The organism is Slackia sp. CM382 (genome assembly GCF_000293015.1).
Lineage (GTDB): Bacteria > Actinomycetota > Coriobacteriia > Coriobacteriales > Eggerthellaceae > Slackia > Slackia exigua.
The window spans coordinates 271,191-284,075 of the sequence record NZ_ALNO01000001.1 but is presented as its reverse complement, the minus strand read 5'-3'; the positions used below and the strand labels follow the sequence as shown (position 1 = coordinate 284,075).

Here is a 12,885-nt window from a genome sequence, read left to right as displayed (position 1 = left end):
ACCTATGCCGCCACGATGTTGGAGACGGCCTGGAACGCCTGGTCAAGATCGCCGATGATGTCTTCGGCGGCTTCGATGCCGATGGATAGGCGGATGGTGGCCTGCGTGATGCCTGCGTCCGCGAGCTCTTCGGCGGTGAGCTCGGCATGGGTGGTGTCGTAGGGATGCACGACGAGGCTCTTGACGTCGGCGACGTTCGCGAGCAGCGAGAAGATCTTCAGGTTGTCGATGAACGCATACGCGGCTTCCTTGCCTCCCTTGATCTCGAACGTGAAGATCGACGCGCCTCCATCGGGGAAGTAGCGCTCGTAGAGCTCGTGGTCGGGATGTCCGGGAAGGCTCGGGTGGTTGAGCTTTTCGATCAGGGGCTGGGCCGCCAGGTATTCGACGACTTTCTTCGTGTTCTCGATATGGCGGTCGAGGCGCACGGCGAGCGTTTCGGTTCCCTGGAGCAGGAGCCAGGCGTTGAACGGCGAGATGCAGGCCCCGGTGTCGCGCAGCAGGATGGCGCGGATATAGGCGGCGAGCGCCGCCGGTCCGGCGGATTGGACGAACGACACGCCGTGATAGGAGGCGTTCGGCTCGGAGAACTGCGGGAAGCGTCCCGACGCAGCCCAGTCGAAGGTGCCGCCGTCCACGATCACGCCGCCGAGCGTGGTGCCGTGCCCGCCGATGAACTTCGTGGCGGAATGGATGACGATGTCGGCGCCGTGCTCGATCGGGCGGAACAGGTACGGCGTGCCGAAGGTGTTGTCCACGGCCACGGGGATGCCGTGCGCATGGGCGATCTTCGCGATGGCGTCGACGTCGGGGATGTCGGAATTCGGGTTGCCGAGCGTTTCGATGAAAACGAGCTTGGTGGTGTCTCGGATGGCGGATTCGACTTCCGCGAGGTTCTGGGCATCCACGAACGACGTGTCGATGCCGAACGGCGCCAGCGTGTGCTTGAGCAGGTTGGCCGTGCCGCCGTAGATGGTCTTCTGCGCGACCACGTGGTCGCCGCTGCGGGCGAGGGCCTGGATGACGTAGGTGATCGCCGCCGCGCCGGATGCCACGGCAAGCCCGGCCACGCCTCCTTCGAGCGCCGCGATGCGGTCTTCGAAGACGCCTTGGGTGGAATTGGTCAGGCGTCCGTAGATGTTGCCGGCATCGCGCAGCCCGAAGCGGTCGGCGGCGTGCTGCGCGCTGCGGAAGACGTACGACGTGGTTTGGTAGATGGGCACCGCGCGGGAGTCGGATGCGGGATCGGCCTGTTCCTGCCCGACATGCAGGGCCTTGGTCTCGAATCGGTATTCAGTCATGGTTCGTTCCTCCGAATGCGAAATCGTTCGTCATGATGCAAAGGGAAAAGGGCGAAGCAGTGCGCTCGGGCGCGTTCCCGGCTGCCACGAATCCGATTCGAATGAATGCGGAAGGCCGGGAGCAGCGCCCGTATGCCTCCCGAACGAGGCCGCGCCGATGCCTATCGGCGCGCGCGGCCCTCAGGCGGAGATTTCGCCGAAAAGGACTGCAAGATTCGCTCGGGAGCAGGGCATTCGCCTGCAAGGCATCGATGCGCGCATGAAGATCATGTCGTGCGTGGCGTAGCAGCCCCGGTTGAGCGTGTTGAACTTCTCGGTCATGCGATGCCTCCTTCCGAGCGTCGTGCCGTCCTGTGATGACGACACAATAACCCACTAACCAATAAGGTCAATAGGTTTTAAGAATATGCGGAGGAGTCTTCACAATCGGGATCGAGACGAAGGGCGGTCCGCGTGCGAACGGAGTCGTAGTACAATGGCGCGGTTTGATTCGCCGATGGGCGCCGCTTCGCGCGGGCTTCGCGTCCCGAAAGGATTCTCATGGTCGCATTCGACTTCGAGAGCAAGATCGCCAGCATTCCCGATTACCCCGAGCCGGGCGTCGTCTTCAAGGACATCACGCCGCTTCTGGCCGATGGGGAAGGATTCTCGGCCGTCATCGACGCGATCGTCGACCATTTCAAGGATGCAGGCGTCACGAAGGTCGTCGGCGCAGAGGCGCGCGGCTTCATGATCGGCGCGCCTGTGGCGTATCGCTTGAACGCCGGCTTCGTTCCTGCTCGCAAGCCGGGCAAGCTTCCGCGCGCGACGCTTTCCGAGGAATACGAACTTGAATACGGCGTCGACCGTCTGGAAATCCATGCGGATGCGCTGTGCGCCGACGACGTGGTCCTTCTGGTGGACGATCTGGTGGCGACCGGCGGCACGGCCGTCGCGCAGATCCGCCTGGTGCAGAAGTTCGGCGCACGTCTCGCGGGCCTCGGGTTCCTGATGGAGCTTGAATTCCTCGAGCCGCGCACCTGCATTTCACGCGCGACGGATGCCGACGTCTTCTCGCTCGTGAAGGTCAGGTAGGCGCCTCCCTCCCATGCGTTGAAAAGCATATGTGAACAGGTGTTTCAAGAAACGGTATCGATACGGTGTCAAGGCCTTGATGACCTCGTCTCCTGCGGTATAGTGGCAGCATCATCAACCCTGTAAGGCGATCCGCGCCGTGCGTTCGGCCTTCGGCGGCCGGCTTTCGACGTCGAAGATCGGACAGCATGCATCGCCACGAGAAAGGAAGTGGTCGCAGTGCAGATCAAGTACTTCCAGACCGCATGGAACGACGTGAAGAACTCGCCCGGCTGGTTCAAGAACGTGCTCAAGCTGGGCCTTCTCGATATGATCCCGATCCTCGGCACCATCGTCCAGAACGGTTTCCTCTATGGATGGGCGCGCGAGGCCGCATGGAACGTGCGCAATCCTCTGCCGCGCACGATCTTCGGCAACAACGATACGCGGCTCTGGGCGCGCGGCGGGCTCATCTTCGTGTTCATGTTCGTGCTCGGGCTCATTCCCGGCATCATCTCGACCTTCAGCGACATGCTGACGAACAGCGGGTACTTCGCGCTGCTGGCCGGCGGGTCGTATTACGGGTCGGTGCCGCCCGTTTCCGGCGGAGCCATGGCGCTCGGGTTCCTGCTCTCGCTCGTCTCCCTTGCGCTCTACGTGCTTGTGGAATTCATAGGCTGGGCCGGCAGCATGCGCATCAGCATCTACGACTCGCTGTCCGCAGGCTTCAATATCAAGAACGACTGGAGCATGCTGAAGCGCGACACGAACGGCATCGTGCGCATCTTCGCGATGAACCTCCTGTTCGGCCTTATTTTCGGTCTCATATTCGGCCTCGTGCTCTTCATCGTCTGCTTCACCTTCCTGATGTCGATCCTCGTTCCCGTGATCAACGCGTCTTCGGGAACCATGTCCGATTCCGAAATCATGACGGCGATCGCGAGCGCAGGCGCCGGCTTCCTGGTGTTCATGCTCGTCTTCACGCTTCTCATATACGCGCTCATGTGCGTGAGCGCGTGGCTCCAGATGATCACGACGCGCGCCCTCGGCTATTGGACGTCGCAATTCAACGTTCCGTCCTGGGGTCCTCAGGACGCTCCGCTCCCGGGTGGATACGCCCCGGCCGGCGCATGGCAGCAGCCGAACCAGTATCAGCAGCCCCAGGGCGGCCAGCCGCAGCAGGGCGCCCAGCCGCAGCCGAATCCGTATCAGCAGCAGGCATACGGGCAGCAGTACCAGCAGCCCCAAGGCGGCTACCAGCCGTTCGCGCAGGATCAAGGCTTCGCACAGCCTCAGCAGCAGGCTGCCGCACCGCAGACGGCGGCTTTCGCGCCGCAACCGCAGGCCGCGGCTCCTGAGTCGGCCGAATCTCAAGCTGCTCCGGCAAATCAGACCGCTCCGGTCGCTTCGGTCGCACAGGCTGCTCCTGAACAGGTTGCTCCGGCTTCTCCGACCGACCCTCAGACGGTCCCTGCTTCGGCAGCGCAGGCTCCTGCCGCTTCTTCGGCGCCCGAGCTCCCAGCGCAGGCATCGGTTCCGGCCGGCACCGACGTGCAGGCCGCGGCGCCCGCGGTTCCGCCGACGCCTCCGGCCGCAGCGCCGTCGCTTGTCGATGCGGATGCCGGCGAAGGAGATGCATCTGCGCCTCATGACGCATCCTCTTCCGACGAGACGGGCAAATAACCTTCCGGCTCGTCGCGCATGTCCTTCCAAGACGCCGTCCGCTCCGTTGCGGTCGGCGTCTTTCTGCGAATAAGGAGATGATTTCCATGTCTGCGCTTCCTTCCGACCAGAATCCCGCGCGTCCCGAAGGGGAGGGCGGCCTGACCATGCTCGAGCGCATGAACGGCGGCCGTCACGCGATGCTTTCCGCGTGGAGCTTCACGCAGCTTTCGATCGATGATACGGCCGATGCGATCGATATCGGCTGCGGCGGCGGCGCAAACGTCGCGCGTCTGGTCGAGCGCTGTCCGCGCGGCAGCGTGACCGGCGTCGATTACGCTCCGACGAGCGTCGATAAATCGCGCTCGTTCAATGCACGGGCCATTGCGCAGGGTTCCTGCCGCATCGTCGAAGGCGACGTGATGGCGCTTCCCTTCGCCGATGCATCCTTCGATGTGGCGACCGCGTTCGAGACCGTGTATTTCTGGCCCGATATCCGCCGATCGCTTTCCGAGGTCGCGCGCGTGCTTCGTCGCGGCGGCACGTTCATGATCTCGAACGAGGTGGACGGCACGGCCGAATCCGACCGCGAGATGGCCGCATCGTTTTCGGGGATGTCGATGTATACGGGCGACGATCTTGCAGCCCTCCTAGAGGAAGCGGGCTTCGACCGCATCGAGGTGCGCACGCATCCGAGCGAGCGTTGGATGGTCGTGCTGGCCCGTCGCGCCTGATCGGATCCCCAATACTTTCGGCCTGCCGTGTCCTTCTGGCGCTTCATACCGATTCAAGAGCTCGGTGCGTACGCTTGCCCACCCTGCCGTGTTCCTACGCGAGGATCGATATCCGCCCTGTCCGATTTCAGCTTTTCGGCGCGGCTCGGCGTGCTCGTCCCTTCGTTTCCGTTCATGCTGCGTGTTCGTCATATAGAATGGTGACGCATTGCATGCAGGAAAGGGAAAGGGTCGTTCATGACGAAACCGCTTGGAGCGGCGCTCAGGGCCGTGCTCAAGATCATCTCGACGCTTCTGGTGTTCATCGTGCTCGTCGTCGGGTGCTATGTCGCGTATATGCAGATCACCTACTATCGGATCGACGACAACGAACGTCTCGTCACGGATTCCAACGTCCTGCAGACGCTGTCGGCGGGAACGGAATACACCGCGACCACGTACAACATCGGGTTCGGGGCGTATACGCCCGACTACACGTTCTTCATGGACGAAGGCGTCATGGCCGACGGAACGCCGAAGAAAGGCACGCATGGCACGGCCGTGAGCAAGGAAAGCGTCGAAGCCTGCACCCAGGGCGCCATCGCGACCACCCAAGCCCTCGATCCCGATTTCGCTCTGTTCCAGGAGGCGGACGTCGATTCGACGCGCAGCTATCATGTGAATCAGGTCGATGCCATCAAGGGCGCCATGCCCGGCTACGGATCGACCTACGCGTCGAACTTCCACAGCGCGTTTCTGGCGTATCCGCTGACCGACCCGCACGGCATCGTGAATGCCGGCCTCCTCACGATGGCCGACGCGCACGTCGCAAGCGCGGTGCGTCGCAGCTATCCGGTATCGGATGCGTTCCCCGCCAAGTTCTTCGATCTCGACCGTTGCTTCGAGGTCCTTCGCATCCCCGTGGACAACGGCAAGGAGCTCGTGCTCATCAACAGCCATATGTCCGCGTACGACGAGGGCGGCACGGTCCGCGCCCAGCAGCTTGCGATGCTCAATCAGGTGCTCAAGGAAGAATACGAAGCGGGCAACTACGTTATCGCAGGCGGCGACTGGAACCACGCGCTGTGCGGCAGCCTTGAGATATATCCTTCCGAGCAGCAGGTGCCGAGCTGGGTCGCGACGCTTTCCTCCGAGGATCTGGCCGAAGGCTATTCGGTCGTCGAGGCGAGCAACCTTGCCGATGTTCCGACGTGCCGTGGCGACGACATCCCGTATCAGAAGGGCGTGACGTACACGACCACAATTGACGGCTTCATCGTGTCGGACAACGTGACGGCCACGGCCGAGAACATCGATACAGGATTCGAATTCAGCGACCACAACCCCGTCAAGCTCACGTTCTCGCTCAACGAATAGAAGCCGACGGCGGCGGGAGTTTTGTAGCGTCTGACATCGGCATGCGGTATCATCATGCAGCTTGCCGTAGTTAGAACCGCATTCGTTCCCTCATACGGACGGATGTCCGCTCCCTTTGCAAAGGAAACCAGTCAAGATGCACCGACCATTCAGGTCATTCGACCGCCTGTTCCTGTTCGCGCCAATGCTCATGCTGGCGGCGGCCGTCGCCCATGCGGGCGCCGTGCCGTCCATCGCCCATGCTGACGAGCGCATTCATGTGATCTCGCTCATCTCCGAAGATGCCATCGTCCTGGAAAGCGACGGCCATTTCGGCATCGTCGATTCAGGCGAAGACAGTTTCTGGCCCGACGGTTCGGATCCTCGGTACCCATGGCGAGACGGCATCACGACCGGCAGAGGGTCGGAAGACGAGGTTCTCGGCTATCTGCGCAGCCTGGGGGTCAACGAAGATAATTTCGACTTCTATATCGGAACGCATCCGCATAGCGACCACATAAGCATGGCCGATCAGGTGATTCGCGAATTCAAACCCAAGCGCGTCTACATCAAGCCGTACAAGGACGAATACGTCACCGAACCGGATCGCCTGTGGGACAACCTGTTCATCTACGACCGCATGATCGCGGCTGCTCAAGAAACAGGCGCCACGCTCATCCAGCACTTCGACGAAGGGGCGCCCGTATCGCCCGATCAGACGTCCGAAGATGTGGTCGCGCGCACCACGGGCAATCCCGTGTTCATGCTCGGGAACATGCGCATCACCATCATGAACACGTCCGAGGATTACGAGGAGCATCCCGTATACGATGCCAACTGCTTCTCGCTCGGCGTCAAAGCGGAAGCGAACGGTCATTCCGCATTCCTTGCGGGCGACATCAATAACGTGACGCGCGTCGACCAGGATCCCGAGAAGGAACCGGGCCTTGAGGACGAACTGGCGGCCGAGCTCGGGCATGTCGATGTGCTCAAGGTGGGCCACCATGGCCTCTATCGGTCGAACACCTGGAACTACCTTGAAACGCTTTCGCCCGATTTCGCCATTCAGACGCAGCGGCGCAGGAACATGTACTGGCCGACCATGCAGCACCTGTTCGAGTTGGGAACGAAGTACTATCCGACGGATGATGCGATTGCCGCGGGCGTTCCCGCCATCGTCGTGACGATGGGCGACGAGGTTTCGATCAACGAGCGGCCTACGGCCACGGTCGGCCGCATCGAAGGCTCCTCGCTTCTGCATGCGCGCGTCGGCGACGCGGCCGCCGCCGCAACGGGTTGGTACTGGTACGACGGAGCCAGGTATTTCTTCGATAACGCGGACGTGTGCGCGACGGGCTGGACGAAGGTCGGCGACGATTGGCGCTACTTCGACGAGTCGACGGGTGTTGAACGCACCGGATGGCAGAAGCTCGCATGGAACCAGTCGACTGCGTGGTATCACTTCGACGCCGACGGCGTTATGGACACCGGGTGGCATAAGATCGATGGCCGTTGGTATTATCTTGCGCCTTCGGGCCGTATGAAGACCGGATGGCTTGAGGACGAGGGCTATTGGTATCACCTCGCCTCTTCGGGAGCCATGCAGACCGGCTGGTATAAAGATGGGTCGGAATGGTATTTCCTGCGCAGCTCGGGCCGCATGGCGACCGGTTGGCAGGAAGTCGAGGGAAATAACGTCACGAACTGGTACTTCTTCGGCGAGTCGGGGCGGTATCTCACGGGATGGATCAAGTCGGGCGGGGAGTGGTACCACCTCGCCGTCGACGGCATCATGGACACCGGCTGGCTGAAAGAAGGGCGGAACTGGTATTTCCTGACGTCGTCGGGTGCCATGAAGACCGGCTGGCTTAACCGCAACGGAACCTGGTATCACCTCCGCGAGTCCGGCGCGATGGACACGGGCTGGATCAAACTGGACAGCCTGTGGTACTACCTGTACGACGACGGCTCGATGGCTTTCAGCACCTGGATCGGATCGTGGCACGTCGGATCCGACGGCGCGTACGACATGACCAAGGAGGAATTCGAGAAGAAGGCGGCGAAGGAGTCTGCGCGATAACGAAGCATCTCCGCATGCTTGGGATACAATAGGCGACTGATTCTCGGACGGGGCAGGAAAGGACGCATCATGAACTTCGCTGCAATTCTGGCGGGAGGCCGCGGCACGCGCATGGGCAACCAGGACAAACCCAAGCAGTATCTGCTCCTGGACAAGAAGCCCATCATCGCGCACACGGTCGAAAAGTTCCTGGTCATGCCCGAATTCGAGAAGGTCATCGTGCTCTGTCCCGATGCCTGGGTGGAACCGACCAAAGACATCCTGCGCACCTACGTGGGGGAAAGCGACCGGCTGGTCGTCATCGCCGGCGGAGAGCGGCGCAACGACACCATCATGAACGCCATCGCCTATATCGAAGACGCCTTCGGCATCGACGACGACGCCGTGCTCGTCACGCACGATTCGGTGCGTCCGTTCGTCACCTACCGCATCATCAAGGACAACCTTGACGCCATGGCCTCCCACGATGCCTGCGACACCGTGATTCCCGCCACCGATACCATCGTCGAAAGCGTCGACGGCACGGTGATCGACGCGGTTCCCGAACGAAGCCGCATGTTCCAGGGCCAGACGCCTCAGACCTTCAAGATCGGTACGCTCAAGAGCCTGTATGCCTCGCTTTCGAACGAGGAGCGCGCCATCCTGACCGATGCATGCAAGATCTTCGTCCTGCGCGATCGAAAGGTCGCGCTCGTGCCCGGCACCGCATCCAACATCAAGATCACCTATCCGACCGATCTCAAGATCGCGCAGGCGCTCCTGGGGATCGAGGATTAAATGCTGAACACCGTGTATCAGCTGACCGCGCCGCGCCGCTTCGAGATGCTCGTACGCGACGAGAGCATCGATGAAGGCACCTTGCTCGTGCGCCCGACGCACCTGTCTATCTGCAACGCGGATCAGCGTTACTACCAAGGAACGCGCGGTGCCGCCATCATGGCCGAGAAGCTTCCGATGGCGCTTATCCATGAATCCATCGGGGAAGTGGTGCTGGACAACACCGGCACCTACGCGCCTGGCGACGCCGTCGTCATGATTCCGAATCTTCCGTGCGAATCTCATGAGGTCATCGCCGAGAACTACCTGCGCACGAGCAAGTTTCGCGCATCGAGCGCCGACGGCTTCATGCAGGAGCTCGTACGCACCGTGCCCGATCGCGTGGTGGCCTTGCCCGAAGGCATCGACAAAGACGTTGCGGCTTTCACCGAGCTCGTGTCCGTGGCGACGCATACGATTTCACGCTATGACGCGTTCGCCCACGCGGATCGCTCGTCGGTGGGCGTCTGGGGCGACGGCAACGTCGGCTTCATCACGGCCCTTCTGATCAAGAAGCGCTTTCCTCGCACCGCGGTCTACGTGTTCGGCCGCAACGAGGACAAGCTTGCCGATTTCACGTTCGTCGACGGCACGTATTTGACGAACGCGATTCCCGCCGACCTCATCGTCGCCCATGCATTCGAATGCGCCGGCGGCTTGGGGTCGCAGAGCGCCATCGACCAGGCGATCGACCATATCCAGCCCGAAGGCTGCATCGCGCTCATGGGCGTGAGCGAAAACGCCGTGCCCATCAACACGCGCATGGTGCTCGAAAAGGGGCTGCGCGTGTTCGGCAGCAGTCGTTCGGGGCGCATCGACTTCCAGGAAACGCTCGATCTGTACCGGGCGCAGCCGTCGGTGCCGGCATACCTCGAACGCATCGTGGGGCAGGTCTTCGACGTGTGTTCCATCGCCGATGCGACGGCGGCCTTCGAGGGTGACATCCAGAAGCGTCTCGGCAAGACGGTCATGCGCTGGCATATCTAAGCGATGCATTGCGCCGACGCGTGAAGGCGCGAGGCGCATCGGATTGCAAGCCTTTTTAAGCGTATCTCCCATGAATCGCACTGGCGCGCATATTCTAACGCATGGACGAATGCGCTTCGATGAATGCGAAGACGGCATCGGTCGTGGAATCGCCCGGGTGCACGAACGTGTCGCCGATCAGGCGATCGAGCGCTTGGCGGTCGTAGGATCCAGGGTCGTTCGCCAAGCGCTCGAGAAGCGCGACGAGCTCGGATTCGCTCGTGCAGGTTATGCCCGGTGCGATGGCGAGCGGATTGAAGTTGAGTCCGGGGGATTCCAGGTATTCATCGAGGTCGGGAACGTAGAACACGACCTTCTTGCCGAGAAGCGCGCCTTCGTACATGATCGACGAGTAGTCGGTCACCACGATGTCCGTGCCGATAAGCGACGCGATGCCGCTCGGCCCGATGTGCCCGCGGTTCTCGATCGGGTGGAACGACCAGCGGAATTCGGCATCCACGTCTGCGAGCGCTTCGTCCGCATGGTCGTAGAGCTCGACGAAGGGGTGTTGGGATTCGTCGGAACGGCGCAGGGTGGGAGCGAAGAGGATGACTGTCCGCGCGCCTTCCTCGCGCCGTGCGCGGTCGGCCTCTTCCTCCTGTCGACGCAGCTCGTCGTGCTCGTCGAAGCTGGGGCGTCCGAGCGCTGCAACGCGCTCCACGGGGTAGGAGAACGCCTGTGCGTACACGCTGCGGTTGCATGCGCCGCTGCAGAGGATCCAGGAATAGTTGCGGTGCATGCGCACGGCTTGCGCAGCGGCGAGCGAACGGCCTTCGCGCGTGCCGATGGCCTGGTAGCCGAATTTCTTGTAGGCACCGTACGCATGCCAGATCTGCATGACCAGGGGACGTTCGGGGAATTCGTCATGAATGGGTGCGTCTGTGCCATCGGGCGTGCCGGCATGCATGCCGTTCTGGGCGACCTTGGCCTGCGCGGTGGTCGTCGCTGCGCGGCCGTTCAGAGGATCGCACGGGTCGTCGAGGCCGTCATGCGGGCAAGCGTCCAGCACGCTGCGATCGGCGTTCGCCTGAATGCCTGATCGTCCGCTTGTTTCGCAGCGCATGTTCACGAGGCTTACGGCCGGGTTGTAGCCGTCCACGATGCATGCGCGGCATCGCGCTAGGTGATAGAGCTGACGTATGGTCGATGCGCCGTAGGCTATCGCATGCTTCGCTTTGAACGTGCGCGTGATCATGACCGGCTTCCATCCGCCGGCTTCGAAGCGTTCGGCCAGGATTTTGAAGTCCTTGCTGGGGCTGTTCGACTGGCGCGAGGCGAACAGCACTTCGTTCCGGCGCGTGAACATCAAGCAGAAGAGCTGGTAGAGGCCGTTGTAGACGACGCGGGCGCAGGCGATGGCGGCGTGTTTCATTCAGGCTCGCCTCTCTACCGTTGCGGCGTTGCTTGATGATGCGCGCGACATACGGGACGCGTCGGAGGCTTCGGCGTTCGAAAAGCCGGATGGTCCATGCGGTTCGCTCGGTGCGCCAGCATGTCGGGGAGCCGCATTGCTCCGGGCGTCTTCGTCATTCCGCCCATCGTCTCGCGCGGGCGCATCCCTGAACATCTCGGTGCAGATGCGTTCGGTTGCATGGCCGTCGCAGGCGCTCATGAATTTCACGCGGAAGGCCTCGACCTGCGCGGCGTCGAAGCGCTCGTCTACATGCGTCAGGTAGTCGACGAGTTCCTCGTTCGTGGCCAGCACGGGGCCGGGCGTAAGCTCGTCGTAGTCGTAGTAGAAATTGCGCCAATCCTTGTATTCATCCAGATCGTAGGCGAAGAATGCCATGGGTCGCCCGAAAAGCGAATACTCGAACACGAGCGACGAATAATCGGAGATGCAGACGTCGGCGCAGCTGAGAAGCACGTCGATAGGCAGGCTGCCGTCGTCGAGGAAGGCGAAATCCTGGCAATCGTCGGGAACGGGCATCGGATGCTTCACGAAAGGATGATGCTTGACGACCAGCACGTATTCGTCGCCGATCGCATGCATGAGCGCACGGACGTCAAGCACGTCGGGTCCGGTCGCGTTGCTCACATGCCCGCGGAACGTCGGCGCGTACAGGATGACCTTCTTACCTTCGGCCTGCGGAAACGCGTGTTCGAGCCGCGTGCGGGCGCCGGCGAGGAACGCGTCGTCGAAGAATACGTCGGTGCGGCTGACGCCGAGGGGCTTGATGATGCCGGGCGTGTCCTCGAGCACCATGGCTTCGGCGTAGGCCCAGGCAACGTCGGGGCTCGAGACGGTCACAAGCGACAGGTTCCCGTAGTAGGGATGACGCAGCAGCTCTTCGCGCGTGCCGCCGAAGGCGAGGCCGGCCGTGGACATGCCCCATTTCTTGAAGGCGCCGCAGGCATGCCAGAGCTGGGCGATCTTCGTTTCGGGGCGAAGGGGCAGGCAGCTTGCGAGCTGCGATGCGTCGTTGAGGAAGACGTAGCGGGCCGTGGCGATCTCCCGCGCGGCAGCCACGCAGTTCTCGAAGTACCGCGTGCGGGGCACGCTCGTTTCATGCAGCGAGATGAAGACGGTGTCGAGCCCGTAGCGTTCGCGTGCGCATCGTTCGACGAGCGCGAAGCTGTCAGGCAGGTCGTCATCTTTGTTTTCGAGGAAGACGACCTTGCGCGGATCGACGGGCGCCTGTGCCGCCGCGCGATATGCGGCGGGAATGCGCCGGCCGAAAAGGGAATCCTTGGCGATGCGCTTCGCGACGGAGCGGAGCTTTTGAGGAATGCTCATGAGGGGTGCCTCGATCATGAAAAGGAAAACATGCGGATTGAATTATAGGTGAGTTCATCTTTCAGCGCGATTCGCGTATTCTAGCCGGGATCGCGCCTTCGCACGGATGGCATCGAGGTGCAGAGGCTGCGGTTTTCGAGG

Annotated in this window: 11 protein-coding genes; 7 read left to right on the top strand and 4 right to left on the bottom strand. The window is 62.1% G+C overall.

Annotated features, from left to right (window positions below):
- Positions 1-2: 2 nt before the first annotated feature.
- Entirely contained in the window at positions 3-1,301 is a 1,299-nt protein-coding gene (locus HMPREF1155_RS01140; protein ID WP_009076463.1) for an O-acetylhomoserine aminocarboxypropyltransferase/cysteine synthase family protein, read from the bottom strand.
- 180 nt (positions 1,302-1,481) lie between these two features.
- Positions 1,482-1,622 carry a hypothetical protein gene (locus tag HMPREF1155_RS08955; protein WP_009075987.1) on the bottom strand — a complete coding sequence of 47 codons (141 nt, stop codon included), beginning with the start codon at positions 1,620-1,622 and terminating at the stop codon, positions 1,482-1,484.
- A 219-nt stretch (positions 1,623-1,841) separates the two neighbouring features.
- Between HMPREF1155_RS08955 and HMPREF1155_RS01130 the strand changes: the two genes are divergently transcribed.
- From HMPREF1155_RS01130 to HMPREF1155_RS01100, 7 genes are all read left to right on the top strand, one after another.
- Entirely contained in the window at positions 1,842-2,375 is a 534-nt protein-coding gene (locus tag HMPREF1155_RS01130; protein ID WP_009076180.1) for an adenine phosphoribosyltransferase, read from the top strand.
- A gap of 219 nt (positions 2,376-2,594) precedes the next feature.
- Positions 2,595-4,037: a DUF4013 domain-containing protein gene (locus HMPREF1155_RS01125; protein WP_009076153.1), complete on the top strand. Its 1,443-nt coding sequence runs from the start codon at positions 2,595-2,597 to the stop codon at positions 4,035-4,037.
- An 86-nt stretch (positions 4,038-4,123) separates the two neighbouring features.
- The gene (locus HMPREF1155_RS01120; protein ID WP_009076390.1) at positions 4,124-4,750 is read left to right on the top strand and encodes a class I SAM-dependent methyltransferase; all 627 of its coding nucleotides are present in this window, start codon (positions 4,124-4,126) and stop codon (positions 4,748-4,750) included.
- A gap of 237 nt (positions 4,751-4,987) precedes the next feature.
- Positions 4,988-6,106: an endonuclease gene (locus HMPREF1155_RS01115; protein ID WP_009076469.1), complete on the top strand. Its 1,119-nt coding sequence runs from the start codon at positions 4,988-4,990 to the stop codon at positions 6,104-6,106.
- 136 nt (positions 6,107-6,242) lie between these two features.
- Positions 6,243-8,165 (top strand): MBL fold metallo-hydrolase, encoded by a 1,923-nt coding sequence (locus HMPREF1155_RS01110; protein WP_009076083.1) that lies wholly within the window; start codon positions 6,243-6,245, stop codon positions 8,163-8,165.
- Between the two features lie 69 nt (positions 8,166-8,234).
- Positions 8,235-8,942: a 2-C-methyl-D-erythritol 4-phosphate cytidylyltransferase gene (locus tag HMPREF1155_RS01105; RefSeq protein WP_009076241.1), complete on the top strand. Its 708-nt coding sequence runs from the start codon at positions 8,235-8,237 to the stop codon at positions 8,940-8,942.
- Positions 8,943-9,968, top strand: coding sequence for a zinc-binding dehydrogenase (locus HMPREF1155_RS01100; RefSeq protein WP_009076334.1), 1,026 nt, complete (start codon positions 8,943-8,945; stop codon positions 9,966-9,968).
- A 94-nt stretch (positions 9,969-10,062) separates the two neighbouring features.
- Here HMPREF1155_RS01100 and HMPREF1155_RS01095 read toward each other — a convergent pair whose 3' ends face one another.
- Positions 10,063-11,379: a CDP-glycerol glycerophosphotransferase family protein gene (locus HMPREF1155_RS01095; RefSeq protein ID WP_009076494.1), complete on the bottom strand. Its 1,317-nt coding sequence runs from the start codon at positions 11,377-11,379 to the stop codon at positions 10,063-10,065.
- Positions 11,380-12,744 (bottom strand): CDP-glycerol glycerophosphotransferase family protein, encoded by a 1,365-nt coding sequence (locus HMPREF1155_RS01090; RefSeq protein WP_009076119.1) that lies wholly within the window; start codon positions 12,742-12,744, stop codon positions 11,380-11,382.
- Positions 12,745-12,885: the final 141 nt, after the last annotated feature.

Excerpts from the sequence above, each read along its gene's own strand:
- HMPREF1155_RS01140 (WP_009076463.1), bottom strand. The coding sequence starts at position 1,301 with ATGACTGAATACCGATTCGAGACCAAGGCCCTGCATGTCGGGCAGGAA.
- HMPREF1155_RS08955 (WP_009075987.1), bottom strand. The coding sequence starts at position 1,622 with ATGACCGAGAAGTTCAACACGCTCAACCGGGGCTGCTACGCCACGCAC.
- HMPREF1155_RS01130 (WP_009076180.1), top strand. The coding sequence starts at position 1,842 with ATGGTCGCATTCGACTTCGAGAGCAAGATCGCCAGCATTCCCGATTAC.
- HMPREF1155_RS01120 (WP_009076390.1), top strand. The coding sequence starts at position 4,124 with ATGTCTGCGCTTCCTTCCGACCAGAATCCCGCGCGTCCCGAAGGGGAG.
- HMPREF1155_RS01115 (WP_009076469.1), top strand. The coding sequence starts at position 4,988 with ATGACGAAACCGCTTGGAGCGGCGCTCAGGGCCGTGCTCAAGATCATC.
- HMPREF1155_RS01110 (WP_009076083.1), top strand. The coding sequence starts at position 6,243 with ATGCACCGACCATTCAGGTCATTCGACCGCCTGTTCCTGTTCGCGCCA.
- HMPREF1155_RS01105 (WP_009076241.1), top strand. The coding sequence starts at position 8,235 with ATGAACTTCGCTGCAATTCTGGCGGGAGGCCGCGGCACGCGCATGGGC.
- HMPREF1155_RS01100 (WP_009076334.1), top strand. The coding sequence starts at position 8,943 with ATGCTGAACACCGTGTATCAGCTGACCGCGCCGCGCCGCTTCGAGATG.
- HMPREF1155_RS01095 (WP_009076494.1), bottom strand. The coding sequence starts at position 11,379 with ATGAAACACGCCGCCATCGCCTGCGCCCGCGTCGTCTACAACGGCCTC.
- HMPREF1155_RS01090 (WP_009076119.1), bottom strand. The coding sequence starts at position 12,744 with ATGAGCATTCCTCAAAAGCTCCGCTCCGTCGCGAAGCGCATCGCCAAG.